Source organism: Minwuia sp. IMCC3009, from assembly GCF_029909415.1.
Lineage (GTDB): Bacteria > Pseudomonadota > Alphaproteobacteria > Minwuiales > Minwuiaceae > Minwuia.
On record NZ_CP123781.1, the window covers coordinates 3,934,811 to 3,950,979 of the forward strand.

11 protein-coding genes and 1 other RNA gene are annotated in these 16,169 nt (G+C 66.2%); 4 read left to right on the forward strand and 8 right to left on the reverse strand.

Features of this window, described 5'->3' with window-relative positions:
- The first annotated feature begins 6 nt into the window (after nt 1-6).
- Entirely contained in the window at nt 7-933 is a 927-nt protein-coding gene (folD, locus tag QGV55_RS18405) for a bifunctional methylenetetrahydrofolate dehydrogenase/methenyltetrahydrofolate cyclohydrolase FolD (protein WP_281019180.1), read from the forward strand.
- Between the two features lie 29 nt (nt 934-962).
- Here folD and QGV55_RS18410 read toward each other — a convergent pair whose 3' ends face one another.
- The 3 genes from QGV55_RS18410 to QGV55_RS18420 form a co-directional block, all read right to left on the reverse strand.
- On the reverse strand, nt 963-2,408 hold the full coding sequence (locus QGV55_RS18410) for a TrkH family potassium uptake protein (protein ID WP_281019179.1): 1,446 nt from the start codon (nt 2,406-2,408) through the stop codon (nt 963-965).
- Between the two features lie 328 nt (nt 2,409-2,736).
- Entirely contained in the window at nt 2,737-3,939 is a 1,203-nt protein-coding gene (locus QGV55_RS18415) for an acyl-CoA dehydrogenase family protein (protein WP_281019178.1), read from the reverse strand.
- A gap of 158 nt (nt 3,940-4,097) precedes the next feature.
- A complete protein-coding gene (locus QGV55_RS18420; RefSeq protein WP_281019177.1) occupies nt 4,098-4,997 on the reverse strand; it encodes a DMT family transporter in 900 nt (299 codons plus the stop codon).
- 214 nt (nt 4,998-5,211) lie between these two features.
- Between QGV55_RS18420 and QGV55_RS18425 the strand changes: the two genes are divergently transcribed.
- Nucleotides 5,212-7,287: a hydantoinase/oxoprolinase family protein gene (locus QGV55_RS18425; protein WP_281019176.1), complete on the forward strand. Its 2,076-nt coding sequence runs from the start codon at nt 5,212-5,214 to the stop codon at nt 7,285-7,287.
- A 408-nt stretch (nt 7,288-7,695) separates the two neighbouring features.
- Here the strand turns inward: QGV55_RS18425 and rnpB are convergent.
- An RNA gene (rnpB, locus tag QGV55_RS18430) (RNase P RNA component class A) lies at nt 7,696-8,090 on the reverse strand.
- 74 nt (nt 8,091-8,164) lie between these two features.
- Nucleotides 8,165-9,559, reverse strand: coding sequence for a 4-hydroxyphenylacetate 3-hydroxylase N-terminal domain-containing protein (locus tag QGV55_RS18435; protein ID WP_281019175.1), 1,395 nt, complete (start codon nt 9,557-9,559; stop codon nt 8,165-8,167).
- Between the two features lie 157 nt (nt 9,560-9,716).
- On the opposite strand from QGV55_RS18435, the gene QGV55_RS18440 reads away from it, so the two are divergent.
- Nucleotides 9,717-10,859: an iron-containing alcohol dehydrogenase gene (locus tag QGV55_RS18440; RefSeq protein ID WP_281019174.1), complete on the forward strand. Its 1,143-nt coding sequence runs from the start codon at nt 9,717-9,719 to the stop codon at nt 10,857-10,859.
- Between the two features lie 139 nt (nt 10,860-10,998).
- Here QGV55_RS18440 and QGV55_RS18445 read toward each other — a convergent pair whose 3' ends face one another.
- The 3 genes from QGV55_RS18445 to QGV55_RS18455 all read right to left on the reverse strand — a co-directional run bounded on the left by QGV55_RS18445 (nt 10,999) and on the right by QGV55_RS18455 (nt 14,831).
- Complete coding sequence (locus tag QGV55_RS18445; protein WP_281019173.1) at nt 10,999-12,411, reverse strand: glutamine synthetase family protein; 1,413 nt, start codon at nt 12,409-12,411, stop codon at nt 10,999-11,001.
- 2 nt (nt 12,412-12,413) lie between these two features.
- The gene (locus tag QGV55_RS18450; protein WP_281019172.1) at nt 12,414-13,724 is read right to left on the reverse strand and encodes an aromatic ring-hydroxylating dioxygenase subunit alpha; all 1,311 of its coding nucleotides are present in this window, start codon (nt 13,722-13,724) and stop codon (nt 12,414-12,416) included.
- Nucleotides 13,725-13,814: 90 nt separating this feature from the next.
- Nucleotides 13,815-14,831: an NAD(P)-dependent oxidoreductase gene (locus tag QGV55_RS18455; RefSeq protein ID WP_348638815.1), complete on the reverse strand. Its 1,017-nt coding sequence runs from the start codon at nt 14,829-14,831 to the stop codon at nt 13,815-13,817.
- A gap of 90 nt (nt 14,832-14,921) precedes the next feature.
- Between QGV55_RS18455 and QGV55_RS18460 the strand changes: the two genes are divergently transcribed.
- Nucleotides 14,922-16,085: a TAXI family TRAP transporter solute-binding subunit gene (locus tag QGV55_RS18460; protein ID WP_281019171.1), complete on the forward strand. Its 1,164-nt coding sequence runs from the start codon at nt 14,922-14,924 to the stop codon at nt 16,083-16,085.
- The last annotated feature ends 84 nt before the right edge of the window (nt 16,086-16,169 follow it).

Below are 16,169 nucleotides of genomic sequence, written 5' to 3' on the forward strand. Positions count from 1 at the left end.
AGGATCATGACCGCAGCCGCAGAGTCCGCCTCCAGCACAGCCGCCAGCCAGCCCGACAACCGCATCGACGGCAAGGCCTTCGCGGCCCGTGTGCGGGAACGGGTCACCGCCCAGACGGAGATCCTGATCCGCGATCACGGGCTGAAGCCCGGTCTCGCCGTGGTGCTGGTGGGGGAGGATCCGGCCAGCCAGGTCTACGTCCGCAACAAGGCGAAGCAGACCAATGAGGCGGGCATGCGTTCCGACGAGATCCGCCTGCCCGACACCGCCAGCCAGGAAGAGGTCCTGGCCATCGTCGACCGGCTGAACGCCGATCCGGGCATCCACGGCATCCTGGTGCAGCTGCCCCTGCCGGACCAGATCGACGAGACCGCCGTGCTGGACCGCATCGACCCCGCGAAGGACGTGGACGGTTTCCATGTCATCAATACCGGGCGGTTGCAGGTCGGTCTGCCCGCCCTGGTGCCCTGCACCCCGCGCGGCTGCATGATGATGCTGGAGGACCGGCTGGGCGACCTCTCGGGCCTCAACGCCGTGGTCGTCGGACGCTCCAACATCGTCGGCAAGCCCATGGCCATGCTGCTGCTGCAGGCCAACTGCACCGTCACCATCGCCCACAGCCGCACCCGCAACCTGCCCGAACTCTGCCGCAGCGCCGATATCGTGGTTGCCGCCGTGGGTCGTCCGCACTTCGTGCAGGGTGACTGGATCGCGCCGGGTGCCACCGTCATCGACGTCGGCATCAACCGCGTCCCGAAGGAAGACGGCAAGACCCGTCTGGTCGGCGACGTGGACTATGCCGCCGCCATCGGCCATGCCGGTGCCATCACCCCGGTCCCCGGCGGCGTCGGCCCCATGACCATCGCCTGCCTGCTCGCCAACACCATCACCGCCGCCTGCCGCGCTGCCGGGATCGACGAACCGGAGGTGTGATGGCAGCGGACGGCCAGGGCTGACCCCGCTCAGTCGATCCAGAAGTCCCGGTCGAAGATGACCAGCAGCACCAGCACCTCCAGACGACCGGCCAGCATGGCGCTTGTCAGGATCCACTTGGCGATGTCCGGCAGGGGCTGGAAATTGCCGGCGGGGCCGATGATCTCGCCCATTCCCGGCCCGACGTTCGTGATGGCCGTGAGACTGGCCGAATAGGCGGTCACGATATCCAGTCCGCAGAGGGCAAGAAGAACCGTCACGATGCCGATCGTCGCGATGAAGACGGCGAGGAAGGCCAGAATCGATGTCGGAACATCCGAATCCAGTCTCTGGCCATTGTAGGACAGCGCGATCACCCGGTTCGGCGAGAACAGCCGCGTCACATGGGCCCGCACGAAGATCCACAGCACCTGGTAGCGGTAGATCTTGATCGCGCCCGAGGTGGAACCGGAGCAGCCGCCCACGAACATCAGCATCAGGAACATGCCGACGGCGCCAGGACCCCAGGCGGTATAGTCCGCCGTCGCGAACCCGGTCGTCGTGACGACGGAGGTGATGTTGAAGGACACCAGCGTCAGGGCCTCGAAGATGCCGATGTCCCTTTCCGCATGCAGCCAAAGCGTCATCAGGGCGGTGCTGACGGCCAGAAAGCCGAGAAATCCCCTCACCTGCGCGTCGGAGACCAGAACGCGCCAGTTTCCCATGGTCGTGCGCACGTAGAGAAAGAACGGGATCGCGCCGCAGATCATGAAGAACGTGCCGGCCCAGTGCAGCCGCCAGTCAGCGAAGTATCCAAAGGAGGCGTCATGCGTGGAATAGCCGCCGGTGGACAGCGTGGTCATGGCATGGGTGATGGCATCGAACGGCTCCATCCCCAGCAGGGAGAAGACCAGCGCGCAGAGCAGGGTCAGACCCGTGTAGATGCTGAACAGCAGGATCAGAAGGCGACTGTCGGCCGCCGCCTTGTCCTCGTCGGACCCGGAGCTTTCGATCTTGAAGAGCTGCATGCCGCCGACCCGGAGAAGCGGAAGTATCAGTGCCGCGATCGCGATGATCCCGATGCCGCCGACCCACTGGAGCATCGCGCGCCACAGCAGCACGCCCCGTGGCAGCCCGTCGAGGCCGGTCAGCACGGTCGAGCCGGTTGTCGTCAGACCGGACATGGATTCGAATACCGCGTCGGTGAAACTGATGCCGATGCCCAGAAAAGGGATCGCCCCGAAGCCGGCGACGAACACCCAGCCGAGAATGACGACGATGAACGACTGGCGAAGGTCCAGCCGGACGCCGCTCTCGCGCCAGGTCCCGGCCACCAGCAGCCCACCCGCGAACAGGGCGATACCGGCCGCGAGCAGGAACGCCTGCCAGTCCACATTGTCATCGGCCAGATCCGTGGCGGTCGGCACCAGCAGCGTGATGCCGATCCAGCAGACCACCCAGCCGAGGATCTGAAAGACCGGCCGGACGTCAAGCAACCGACCGCTCCTGCCCAGGCCCTGTCAGGGAAAACCGATGCGACGTCTGGCCGCCACCGGGGCTATGCATCTCTCAGCCACCTTGTTGACTCTGAACGGGACCCTGACGAGGGGCCCCTGAACCCGCAATACGCCCAATTCAGGGGCGAGGCAAACATTGCATGGCCGGTGAGGGGACGGCGGGCGATCCCTTCCGTTTCCGGGTTTTCGGGCAGCGTCACCCGCATGCATTCCAACGAAAAGGGCCACGCTCCGTCAGGAACCTGGCCCTCTTCATTCCGGCTGTCGAAGACCGCGCTGCCCCCGGGGACAGCGCGGGTTCGTCAGGTCAGTTCCAGCGACGGATCTCGAGGCGGGCGAGCTGGTCGCGATGCACCTCATCCGGGCCGTCCGCCAGACGCAGGGTGCGCTGGTGGGCGTACATGTTCGCCGTACCGAAGTCGGTGGTGACACCACCGGCGCCATGGGCCTGGATGGCCCAGTCGGTGATCTTGCAGGCCATGTTCGGCACGGAGACCTTGATGCCCGCGATTTCCTTGCGGGCTTCCTTGTTGCCGACCGTATCCATCTTCCAGGCGGTGTAGAGCACATGCAGGCGGCACTGATCGATCATGATCCGCGCCTCCGCGATCCGCTCCCGCCAGACCGACTGCTCGATCACCGGCTTGCCGAAGGCCACGCGGGACTTCAGGCGCTTGATGGTGAGTTCCAGCGCACGCTCGGCGACGCCGATGGAGCGCATGCAGTGATGGATACGTCCCGGGCCAAGCCGCCCCTGGGCGATCTCGAAGCCGCGGCCCTCACCCAGCAGGATGTCGGAGGCGGGAACGCGCACGTTCTCGAACAGCACCTCGCCATGGCCGTGCGGCGCGTCGTCATAGCCGAACACCGGCAGCATCCGCTTCACGGTCACGCCCTTGGCATCGCGCGGCACCAGGATCATGGACTGCTGCTTGTGGCGGTCCGGGTTGTCCGGGTCGGTCTTGCCCATCAGGATCAGCACCTTGCAGCGCGGATCGCCGATTCCAGAGGTCCACCACTTGCGGCCGTTGATGACATATTCATCGCCATCACGCTCGATGCGGCAGGCGATGTTGGTGGCGTCGGAGGAGGCAACCTCCGGCTCCGTCATCGCGAAGGCGGAGCGGATCTCGCCTTCCAGCAGCGGCTTCAGCCACTTCTCCTGATGCTCCTTGGTGCCGTAACGGGCCAGCACTTCCATGTTGCCGGTGTCGGGTGCGGAGCAGTTGAAGATCTCCGAGGCGTAACGCGAACGGCCCATGATCTCGCACAGCGGCGCATAGTCCAGGTTGGACATGGAGAAACCATAGGGATTCTCCGGCAGGAACAGGTTCCACAGGCCCTGCTCCTTGGCGATGGCCTTCAGCTCCTCCGACTTCGGGATCGGCTGCCAGCGGTCGCCCTCGGCGAGCTGGTCATCCATGAGCTGCTCGTTCGGATAGATGTGCTCGTCCATGAACGCTTCGATGCGTTCGGCCAGATCACGTGACAGGTCTGATTGTTCGAACATCGCGACCATAGGTATCCTCCCCCTTGTTCAAGTTGAAACATCGTCAAAGTTCGGCGGAGCATAAACGGCTTCGCTCCGATGTCACAGCCCCTACGGCCATTCCGGCCACGCTTGTCTCGCATGGCTGGGGATGCCGGGAGTCTTCGTGTGGTTCCCGCCTACTTCTTCCGGTGGCGCAGTTCCGAGATCATCACGCCTGTGGCCATCAGGGCCAGGGCAATCAGGGAGTGGATGCCGGGCTGTTCGCCGAAGAAGATCGCGGCCCAGCCGATGGCGGCGACCACGGCCAGATAGTTGAACTGGGCGAAGAAGGTCGGTCCCCAGCGCCGTACCAGTTCCGCGAACAGGATGATGAAGACCGCGTTCACCGCTGCCGAACCGAGTGTCGGGAGCAGGATGGCCGTGTTCAGCGGCAGATAGGTCTGGTTGAACAGCAGCATCAGCGGCAGCAGCGACAGCGCCGCGCCCAGCAGGAACCCGGCACCCATCGCCGTCGAGGTGGCTTCCGGCGGGCGCAGCAGTGCGGCCGAGATGTTGGCGATGGCCAGGAACACCGGCACGATCAGCGCCAGCAGGAACCAGGTCACCGCGTCGGTGCCGGGCATGGCGCTGTCCGGGGCCAGCACCACCGCCACCCCGGCGAAACCGAGCAGGATGCCGACAATGCCGAAGGCGGACAGGCGGTCGATGCGGAACAGGATGCTGGCCAGATAGGTGCAGGTCGGCGACAGCGCCAGCACCAGCGAGACGATGGCCGTCGGCAGATTGGGGCCGACGAAGGTCAGCAGTGCCATCGGCAGCCCGAAGCCGAAGGCCCCGACGACGACATAGACGCGGAACCAGGGCCAGCCGAAACGTACCCTCTGCCCCCGCAGATTGGCGATGACGAACAGGGCGATGCCCGCCAGGAAGACCTGCCAGAAGGCATGGCCGAAGAATGTCCCTCCGGCCTCCGACGCCAGCTGGTTGAACGGAAACACCAGGCCGTAGATCAGCGCCGCCGCGACCAGCATGGCGATCGGCAGCGGTGCAAGTGTCTTCACCTTCAGTTCGCTCATCTCCCGGTCCCTCCCACGGCAACCTGATGCATTTCCCCTTTCGACAGTGTGACAGGGACGGGGGCGGCTGACCTGTGCGGGCAGCGCACCTTTTGCAGTATCAGCGCGCATTGCCCATCGTGCCATCTTGTCAGCGCTGCCGTCCGATGCTCCCGTCTGGTCCGGTAGTTTCGGGACGATTCCCGAAGCGATGGAGCGCGGGAGAGCGGGAACGATGCGATTTGCGGTCGATACGGGGGGAACCTTCACGGATCTGCTGGTGGAGGAGGATGACGGCACCCTGCGCATGTTCAAGGCCGCGACGACGCCGGATGACCCGATTCGCGGCGTCATCGACAGCCTGCAGGTTGCCGCCGACGGCATGGGGCTGCCGCTGGGCGAACTGCTGGCGCAGGGCAGCCTGTTCATCCATGGCACCACCCGCGCGATCAACGCCATCATCACCGGCAATACCGCGAAGACCGCTTTCCTGACCACCACCGGCCACCCGGACATCCTGGTGCTGCGGGAAGGGGGGCGTTCCGACGTCTTCAACTTCACCGTCCCCTATCCGGAACCCTATGTGCCCCGGTCCCTGACCTGGGAAGTCGATGAACGCATCAATACCGATGCAGAGGTGCTGACGCCCCTCGATGAGGCGCAGGTCATCTCCATCATCCAGGAAATGAAGGCGGCGGGTGTGGAGGCCGTGGCCGTCTGCCTGCTCTGGTCCATCGTCAATGGCGCGCACGAGAAGCGGATCGGGGAGCTGCTGGAGGAGCACATGCCCGGCGTTCCCTTCACCCTGTCGCACCGGCTCAATCCGTCGCTGCGCGAATACCGCCGGGCCTCCTCCACCGCCATCGACGCCTCGCTGAAGCCCCTGATGGGGGCCTACATGCGCAACCTGTCGCAGCGGCTGAAGGAAGCCGGGTTCGACGGCCGGGTGCTGATCGTGACCAGTGGCGCGGGTGTCATCGACGCGGCGGACGCGGCGGAGACGCCGGTGCATCTGATCAATTCCGGGCCGTCCATGGCTCCGGTCGCGGGCCGGCATTTCACCGACGTGGATGCGCAGGCGGAGACCGCCATCGTTGCCGATACCGGCGGCACCACCTACGACCTCAGCCTGGTGCGCCGTGGACGGATTCCGTGGACGCGGGAGACCTGGATCGGCGGCGAATATCGTGGCCACATGACCGGCTTTCCCTCCGTCGACGTGCGCTCCATCGGGGCGGGCGGCGGCTCCATCGCCTGGGTCGATGACGGCGGCCTGCTGCATGTGGGGCCGCAGTCGGCCTCCGCAGTGCCGGGTCCGGCCGCCTATGGCAATGGCGGCACCGAACCGACGCTGACCGACGCCTGTGTCGTGCTGGGTTACGTCGATCCCGACTTCTTCCTGGGCGGCAGCATGAAGCTGGATGCCGCCGCTGCCCGCACCGCCATCGAAAGCCGTCTCGCGGGTCGGCTGAACCTGTCGGTGGAGGATGCGGCGCTGGCCATCGTCCGCATCGCCACGGAGAACATGGTGCAGGCGATCATGGACATCACCATCAACCAGGGCATCGACCCCGCCAAGGCTGTGCTGATCGGCGGCGGTGGTGCGGCGGGCCTGAACTCGGAGCGGATCGGCGCCCGCCTCGGCTGTCCCATGGTGCTGATCCCGGACGTGGGTGCCGCCCTTTCGGCGGGCGGCGCGCTGATGTCCGACCTGATGTCGGACGCGCGGGCCACCCTGTTCACCACCTCCGCCGACTTCGACCGCGACGGTGTCAATGCGGTGCTGGCGGATCTGAAGGCCCGTTGCGAGGCCTTCGCCAGCGGTGCGGGGGCCGGGGCCGTCCGGACGGAGATCACCTACATGGCGGAGGCGCGCTATCCGCACCAGGTCTGGGAGATCGAGGTGCCGCTGCGCGGTGACAGCTTCGGCTCCGAGGCCGATGTGCGGCAGCTGGTGGAGGACTTCCATGCCGCGCATGAGGAAGTCTTCGCCATCAAGGACGCGGAATCGGAGATCGAGGTCATTGGCTGGTCGGCCCGTGTCAGCTGCACGCTCCGCGAAGGCGGTATCGCCAGCCTGTCCGACACGGCGGCGGGAACCGGCGAACAGCCCAGCCGCAAGGCCTGGTTCGGTGCAGGCGGCTGGCTGGACACGGCGATCCGCAGCTTCGATTCGCTGAAGGTCGATGAGCCGGTGGCGGGTCCCGTGATCGTGGAGAATTCCTTCACCACGGTCGTCGTCGGCCCCGACGCCACCGTCAGCCGCCGCCCCTCCGGCAGCCTCGCCATCGTCCCGGGCGGCCAGGACTGATCCAGCCGCCACCACTCCGCTGACGCCATACCCGGGTTCGACCCGGGTACCCGGTGTACCGCGCTGACGTTGGTGAGCAGGCGCGGCTGCCTCCGCGCAACCTGGTTCAATGCCTTGCCGAGAGCTGGACCCGCGGATCAAGTCCGCGGGTGCCGTGATGGGTGTTGGTCAGGTGACCCACTGGCAATGCCATCTTCCCCACGCCGTACCCGGGCTTGACCCGGGTACCCAGCAGCGCTGGGCAAGCCTGGGAGACCGGGCTCGCGGATCAAGTCCGCGAGCGGCGTGGGGGAGGGGTGAGCGATCTAACTGAAATCTCCCACCCCACAGACGCCGTGCCCGGGCCTGACCCGGGTACCCACTGTGCCGCGTCGGCGTCTGACAGTGATCCAGATGCGCGGGAAGAAGAACGTCAGGTGGCCTGTAAGCCGGGTTCTGTCCGTTCCCGTTGCCGGGAACTGGATGACCATTCATCTGGGACACCCGTCGCCGGATGCCTCGTGCAACCAACCCGGACGGCGGGCCGGAGCGCCCTGCTGCCTCTGCCTTGCGGCATGACATCCAGCCATCCCTATTCGGTCTTGCTCCCGGTGGGGTTTACCCTGCCAGCGACGTTGCCGCCGCCGCGGTGCGCTCTTACCGCACCGTTTCACCCTTGCCCGTGTCGCCACGGGCGGTCTGTTCTCTGTGGCACTTTCCCTGGGGTCGCCCCCGCCGGGCGTTACCCGGCACCGATTCTCCGTGGAGCCCGGACTTTCCTCCACCGCGCCTTGCGGCACGACAGCGGTCATCCAGCCACCTGACGCGCGGGACTTAACCCCGCCGGGCAGGCGGGGTCAATCAATCTGGCTTTCCGGTACGGTAGGTAGAGGTCGCCCTATTCCGCCGCCTCGCCCTCCGGCAGCATCTTGGCGGCATGCAGGGCCTTCCGCTTGGCGCCCTCCATGTCGTAGTGCTTCCGCGTCACGATGCGCTGGGCGTAGAGACCGCCACCGGCCTGGATGTTGGTGACATAGCGCCAGCCGCCCATGGCATCGGCGGTCAGGTCGCGGATGGCGTGGAACAGCTTGATGCGGGTCTCGCCATCGACGTTGGGGCTGGCCGACATGTACTTGCGGATCAGCGGCCCGACCTCGTTGTTCTCCAGGTCCGAGATCCCGGGCGCGGTCAGCACCGAGCCGCCGGAGATGTCATGCAGGTGACGGCACATCAGGTTGTACTGGGTCGCCGCCTGGTACTTGCCGGCATTGGTGAACAGTTCCGACGGGAACGCCGCGCCATTGTCACCGATGGTGCAGTTGGCGATGGCCGCTTCCAGCGAGGCGCGGATCAGCGTGGCATGGATGATCATCTCCGAGATCTTCTCGCGCACGTGCCCGACCTTCTCCAGCCCGTTGGCCTCCGCGATCAGCTGCGCGAAACCGACCAGCTCATCCGCCTCGTTGGACATGAAGGTCAGGCCGCCCAGCCGTTCCCACAGGCCCAGTGAATGGGCGAACTGCCCGGCGTGCTTGACCTCGCCGTTCAGGAAGATCCGCTCTGTCGGCACGAAGACATCATCGAAGATGACGAAGCCTTCCGGCATGTGGTTCTGGCGGCTGACCGGAAACACCCGGTCATCCTCGTGCCGCGGCGCATAGGAGGTATTGACGATCTTCACCCCCGGCGCGTTGACCGGCACGGCGCAGGCGATGGCATAGTCTTCCTCGCCGGGCTTCATCGCCTTGGTCGGGATCACCATGGTCTCATGCCCCAGAGAGGCACCGGTGATGTGCAGCTTGGCGCCACGAATGACCACGCCGTCACTGCGGCGCTCCACCACGCGGGTATAGGCGTCCGGATCCGGCTGCTTTCCGGGGCTGAGCGACCGGTCGCCCTTGCCGTCGGTAATGCATTCGGTGATGCGGATGTCGCGGGCCTGTGCGTCCTCGACCCAGGCCTGGATGCGCTCCGCATATTCCGGATGCTCCCCGCCGATGCGCCCGGCTGCGGTCATCAGGGTCATGATCGACTGGTTGGTGGTATTGGCCACGATATCGACGGAACTCAGCAGCGGCAGCCGTGCCTTCAGTTCCTCCGCCGAACGCGGGATGTCCATGAGCGGACTCTTCGCGTCGGCACCCGGCTGGTAGAGCAGGTCATAGCCCTTCGCGATGACCTCCGCCGATTCCGCCATCAGCTTGTCGGCCATGATGTCATCGACCCGGCGCCCCTCGAAATAGGTCGCCCGACCGTCGTTCAGCGATGCCTTGTATTCCTCACCCGTCATCATGGCTGCGAGATCCTCCCCGATCATTGCGTTGCATGGCGCCTATCGTGACAGCCGGTGCCGTTGCGTCAAGACGGGCTGGGCGATGGCAGGATTGCCGTTGCGGGGGGGCTGACTGGCGGTGCACACTCCCCGCATCACCGCAGGGGAGGATTTTCACTTGGCCATCATCACATTCTTCAACCAGTGTCACATCGAGCACGGGGCCATCGACATGCTGGCGGAGACGCTGGCGACCCTCGGGATCCGGCGGCCGCTGATCTGCACCGACAAGGGTCTGGTGGATCTGGGTATCGCGGACCGGATCAGGGGGCGGATCCCCAACGATGTGCAGGTGACGCTGTATGACGGCACGCCGGAAAATCCGACCGAGACGGCGGTGAAGGATGCGCTGGCGCTGTACCGGGAGAATGACTGCGACGGCATCATCGCGCTCGGCGGGGGGTCATCCATGGACCTGTCGAAGGGCGTCGCCCTGCTGGCGACGCATCCGGAGCCGCTGATCGACTACAATGTCATGACCGGAGGGATGGCGAAGATCGGTGCCTGCGCCCCGATGATCGCGATCCCCACCACCTCCGGCACCGGGTCGGAGGTCAGCCGCGGCGCGGTGATCATCACGGAAGACGGGCGCAAGCTGATCTTCAGCAGCCCGAACATGCTTGCGAAGGTGGCCCTGTGCGATCCGGAACTGACGGTCGGCCTGCCGCCCCGCCTGACCGCCGCCACCGGCATGGATGCCGTCACCCATCTGATGGAAGCGGTGATGAGTCCGACGGAGAACCCGGCGGCGGAAGCCATCGGCATCGACGGCCTGTGGCGCGCCGTGGGCCAGGGACACCTGGAGAGCGTGGTTGCCAACGGGGAGGACCGGGAAGGCCGCAAGCAGATGATGATCGCGGCTGCGGAGGGCGCGCTGGCCTTCACCAAGGGCCTGGGTGCTGTCCATGCCATGAGCCATGCAGCGGGCCGCATCCGGGAGCTGAACCTGCATCACGGCACCCTGAACGCTGTCTGCCTGCCCGCCTGCCTGCGCTACAACCAGCCGGTGCTGGGCGACAAGGAAGAGCGGATGCGCAAGGCCATGGGCCTGCCCGACGGCGCGCCGCTGGACAAGGCCATCGAGGAACTGAACGCCCGCATCGGCCTGCCCGCCAACCTGCGCGAGATGGGCATCACCGACGAGATGGTGCCCGGCATGATCGAACACGCCCTGGACGACCCCACCCGCGCCACCAACGCCCGCCCGGTCGACGAAGCCGGCTTCGCCGAACTCTATCGGGATGCAATGGGGGACTCCTGAGCAGGCAGGCTGGGGTTGGCCGGGTCGGCCAGCCCGCCGTCTCCAGTAACCACCGCTGGTGCCGCAAACCCGGGCACCGGGCTGGGGTTGGCCGGGTCGTCCAGCCCGCCGCCGCTACGGACTCGCGCCCCTGAAAGCCTCAGAAGATCGAGAAGTACTCGCGCTGTTCCCAGTCCGTGACGGTGGCGAGGAAGCGGTCCCATTCGGCACGCTTGATGGTGCTGAAATAGCGGTTGAAACCGTCACCGAAGGCCGCGTCGATGAAGGGACTGGCCTGAAAGGTCTCCAGCGCGGCACCCAGGTTCCGGGGCAGGGCAGGGGCATCGCTCTCGTAGGGACGGGTGACGGGCGGACCGGCTTCCAGCCCGCGTTCCACCCCGTCCAGTCCGGCGAGGATCTGCGAGGCCATGTGCAGATAGGGGTTCGCCGCCGCCTCGGCCACGCGGTTCTCCACCCGGCTCGCGGTGTCATTGGTGCCCATCAGTGTCCGCAGCATGGTGCCCTTGTTGTCGCGTCCCCAGGCGATCCGGTCCGGGGCAAGCTGAAACGCATTCTGATAGCGCTTGTAGCCATTCACGGTCGGGGTGGAGAGCAGGCAGGTCGCCGCCGCATGATCCAGCAGCCCGGCGATCCAGGCGCTGGCGATGGCTGACATTGATCCGTCCGGGCGGGTCATGAACAGGTTCTGGCCGCTCAACCGGTCCACCAGCGACTGGTGCAGGTGCCAGCCACTGGCCATGCCGTTGGCCAGCTGGGGCCGGGTCATGAAGGTGGCATGCAGCCCCTGCTGCCGACAGACCTGCTTCGCCATGGCGCGGAACAGGATCATGTTGTCGGCATGGGTGAGCGCGTCGGCGGGATCGAAGGTGAACTCGAACTGTCCCGGCCCGAACTCCACCTCCATGGACCGGACCGGCAGCTTCAGACCCTCCGCCGCGCGACGCAGCATGTCCATCACCGGCTCCAGCTGGGCGTAACGGTCCTCTGTCAGGTACTGGTAGCCGTGCGCCAGAAGCTCCGTCTCCGGCGCCGCCGGGGGCATCCCGGTATCCGTATGGGCGAGGCGGGGACCGGTGATGCGGAAGACGTGAAACTCCAGTTCCAGCCCGGTGACGAGGCGCATGTTCCGGTCTGCCAGCCGCTGTACGGCCGCCTGCAGCAGGTGCCGGGGACTGAAGGGGAACGGGTCACCGTCGGCCAGGTGAATGTCCGCCAGCATCCAGGCGGAGTGCGGCGACCAAGGCAGCGCCCGGAAGCTCTCCGGGTCGGGCCGCATGATGACATCGCCCGCGCCGGTCAGGACGCCCGCGCCAAACCCCGCATCATCACCCCAGACGGGGAAGACCGTGCGGTGGGACGTGTCCTTCAGCAGCAGGGTCGAGGTCATGGTGACGCCGCTGCGAAAGGCGCTCTCCAGGGCGCTGGCGGGCAGGGCCTTGCCGCGCAGGATGCCGTGCTGGTCGGTGAAGCTGATGCGGACGGTCTCCACACCCTTTTCCCGGACCTCCGCCAGAACGGCCTCCGCGCCTTCCGGCAGCGCCACGTCGTTCACGCTCAGGCCCCAAGTGTCGCGGGCCAGGGGCAGGCTGCCCGCCGGGTGGTGTCGAAGTCACGCCATTGCCGTTCCCAGCTTTCGGTGGCGCAGATGCTGTCGACGGCGACGGGGCCGCTCCGGCGGGTCTGGCTTTCCCGGAACGGCACCTCCTCACCGGCCTCCACCTTGCGGATCGCATCGCGCAGCAGGCGGCGATAGCGCACGATCCCGACATCGGACTTGCCCAGATGCTCCTGCCGCCGGTCCTGTATGCGGCCCATCGATTCCACCGCCCACTGGTCGTGCACGTTGATGTCGTGGCCCATGCCGGTGTAGGTCTCCCGCACCTGTTCGTCGGCATCGAAGCCATAGTTGCTGCCCGCACCGGTGATCGGGCGATAGTCCGGCAGGCGATGCTGTTTCATGCGCTGTTCCCGCATCACCGCCTTGTCCACGGGCCGGGCGAAGCTGGTGAACATGGAGAACCAGTAACAGCTCACGTCATCCACCGGCACATGCCACTGGGTGATCGTCATCTCGTTCGACATCGGGATGACGATGGCCTGCGGGAAGATCTGGTTGGTGACCCGCACATGGGTCCGCCCGTCCTCCATGTGGCGCAGCGCCGTCAGCCGCATGCCGTGATCCGTGTCCTCGATCCTCAGTTCGGGGCGCGGATAGTCGCGCAGCAGCCGGGTCATCGGGATCTCGCTGTCCGCGACCGAGTCCCGGAACTGCTTGCCATAGCCCTCCGCCGGGTCCTCGTCCTCCAGGAACCGGTGCAGGAACGACGCGTGCGCCGGGTCGATCCCGACCTCCAGCGCCTGCAGCCAGTTGCAGTCCCACAGACCCTTGAAGGCAAAGACATGACTGTCCGGCGCGCCGAAGCAGTCCAGCGCCGGCAGGGCGGGCGGTTCACCACCCCCCATCCAGGCGAAGATGGCTCCGTTCAGCGCCACCACCGGGTAGTTCACGGCCCGCACATGCCGGTGCATGATGCTGTCGTCGGGCTCGGCGGGCTGTTCCAGGCACTGGCCGGTGCAGTCGAACAGCCAGCCGTGGAAGGGACAGCGCAGGCCGCCATCCTCCAGCCGTCCATAGGCCAGGTCGGCCCCGCGATGCGGACAGTGCCGCCCGATCAGCCCCAGGGTGCCGTCCGCGTCGCGGAACAGCACCAGCCGCTCCCCCAGCACCGTCACCGGCACCACGGGGCGCGCGCTCATCAGTTCGTCCGCCAGCGCCACCGGTTGCCAGTACTGGCGCAGCAAGGCCCCAGCCGCAGTCCCCGGCCCGATGCGGGTGATCAGGTCATTGTTCTTCTGACTCATCATGGCGGACACTCATGAAACATCTCTGTGACGTCAGACTGCCAGCATCGGTGCCCCGCTGTCGATGGCGACGCTGCCCGGATCAGACCGGTTTCAGGTGTCGGTGACATCCAGGATGCGGCGCATCACGGGGAAGTAGCGGTCGCCGTCACCATTGGCGATGGCTTCGTCGAACATCCGGGCCACCGTCTCGCCCCCCGGCGCGCGGACGCCGAATTCCTCCGCCATTTCCAGCGCGTAGGACAGGTCCTTCGCGGCATAGCGGACGGAGAAGGATTTCTCCGGATAGGTATCGGCCAGGATGGCCTTCACCCCGTGATTGCGCAGCGCGAAACTGTCGCCGGAGCCCTTCATCATCGTATCCAGCAGCACCTTGCCGGAAACCCCCGCCTTCTCGGCGATGGCGACGGCCTGACCGAGTGCCAGGACGGTCTGAAACAGCACCATGTTGTTCATGATCTTGATGACCTGGCCGGAGCCGACCTCGCCGCAATGCTCGATGTCGGAGCCCATGGTGGCCAGGACCGGCCGGATCGTCTGAAACAGGTCATCCGCGGCACCGACCATGATCGCCAGCGTGCCGTCGGCGGCGGCCTGACGGGTGCGGGCGATCGGGGCGTCGGCGAAACGTGCACCCTGCTCGGCCACCGCCGTCGCGATCTCCCGCATCAGCGTCGGCTGGGACGTCGACATGTCGATCAGGATCTGCCCGGCACGGACCAGGCTGACCAGGCCGTCGGCCCCGAGCACCAGCTTGCGGACCTGCTCGCCGCCCGGAAGACAGGTGATGACCACATCGGCCGCCGCCATCAGCTCCGCCACGGACCGGGCGGTCGCGGCACCGTCTTCGCCCAGCCGCTCCAGGGGTTCGGGATCCAGGTCGAAGGCGGTGACCTTCCAGGGACCCTTGCGCACGAGGTTCCGGCACATGGCCTCCCCCATCACGCCGAGTCCGATGAATCCGATATGGCTGATGTCAGTCTGCGGCATCGCGTTTCTCTCCCCCCCCAACAGGTTTCCGAACCTAACCCGTTCCGTAGCCGGATGGAATCGGCACCGGAGACCATCGGCAGTCCGAACTATTGATGATGGAATTCTGGTCTGTTCAATCTTGTGGAGGTCGCATAACCTTTTCCCTAGGTAAAGAAAAAGCCGTCTCCTGCAGGGGCGGAAAGAAACCGGAACGGGGAGAAACCAATCATGTCAATCTGGAAGAGAATTGCGCCTGCTGCCGCTGCTGCGGCCGTGGCCCTTGCGGCACAGGCCGCGACGGCTGAGATCAACCTGCCGAAGACGCTTGTCTGGACCGCCTACAACACGGGTACGTCCGGTTACAATCAGGCGGTGGGCATCGGCTCGGTGCTGAAGAACACCTACGGCGTGAACCTGCGGGTGCTGCCGGGCAAGAACGACGTGTCCCGCCTGACTCCGCTGGTGAAGGGCGTTGCCCAGTTCTCCGCCACCGGGTCGGACAGCGTCTACGCGCAGGAAGCCGTCTATACCTTCGGCAACCGCAACTGGGGACCGCAGCCGATCCGCCTGCTGCTGCACAATGTGGCTGACGGCTGTGCCGTTTCCATGGCCGTGGCCGCCGATACCGGCGTCAAGACCATGGCCGACCTGAAGGGCAAGCGGGTTTCCTGGGTGCAGGGTGCCCCGGCGCTGAACAAGGCTGTCGAGGCCATGCTGGCCCATGCCGGCATGACCTGGGATGACGTGCAGAAGGTGGAAGTCGGCGGCTACGGCGCTTCCATCGACAGCATCATCAACGGCGACAATGACGCCGCCGAGGGTGCGACCTTCTCCACCTCCATGGTCAAGCTGGAGGCCAGCCCGCGTGGCCTGGTCCACCCGCCGCAGCCCCATGCCGACACCGAAGGCTGGAAGCGGCTGAATGCGGTGGTGCCGTGGTACTTCCCGCACAAGTGCATGCAGGGTGCCGCCGTTCCCGCCGAAGGCTATGAAGGTGTCGGCACGGCCTATCCGATCCTGGTCGGCACGACGCAGGCCAGCGACGATCTCGCCTACAACATGACCAAGGCGATGTACGAGCATTATGACGACTACAAGGCCTCCGCGCCGGGCGCGAACGGCTGGGCCTGGGAGCGTCAGAAGCTGGAGCATGTGTTCCTGCCGTTCCACCCCGGTGCCATCAAGTACTACAAGGAAATCGGCAAGTGGACCGACGGCGCTCAGGCCAACCAGGACAAGAACATGGCCCGGCAGAAGGTGCTGCAGGATGCCTGGGCCGCCTATACCGCGAATGCCCCGTCGGATGACGACGCGTTCAATACCGGCTGGATGAAGGCGCGTTTCGATGCGCTGGAGGCCGCGGGCATGATCACGATCTTTGAGACCTGGTGATCTGATCGCCTGAGACGACGACCCGGCACCGCTGGTGCCGGCATGAGACCAGCAGGGGCCGGCCGGCATCGCATCCGCCGCGCC

Coding starts and splice junctions, on each gene's coding strand:
- QGV55_RS18435 (WP_281019175.1), bottom strand. CDS start 9,559: ATGATGACGGGTGAGGAATACAAGGCATCGCTGAACGACGGTCGGGCG.
- QGV55_RS18420 (WP_281019177.1), bottom strand. CDS start 4,997: ATGAGCGAACTGAAGGTGAAGACACTTGCACCGCTGCCGATCGCCATG.
- folD (WP_281019180.1), top strand. CDS start 7: ATGACCGCAGCCGCAGAGTCCGCCTCCAGCACAGCCGCCAGCCAGCCC.
- QGV55_RS18415 (WP_281019178.1), bottom strand. CDS start 3,939: ATGTTCGAACAATCAGACCTGTCACGTGATCTGGCCGAACGCATCGAA.
- QGV55_RS18460 (WP_281019171.1), top strand. CDS start 14,922: ATGTCAATCTGGAAGAGAATTGCGCCTGCTGCCGCTGCTGCGGCCGTG.
- QGV55_RS18450 (WP_281019172.1), bottom strand. CDS start 13,724: ATGATGAGTCAGAAGAACAATGACCTGATCACCCGCATCGGGCCGGGG.
- QGV55_RS18425 (WP_281019176.1), top strand. CDS start 5,212: ATGCGATTTGCGGTCGATACGGGGGGAACCTTCACGGATCTGCTGGTG.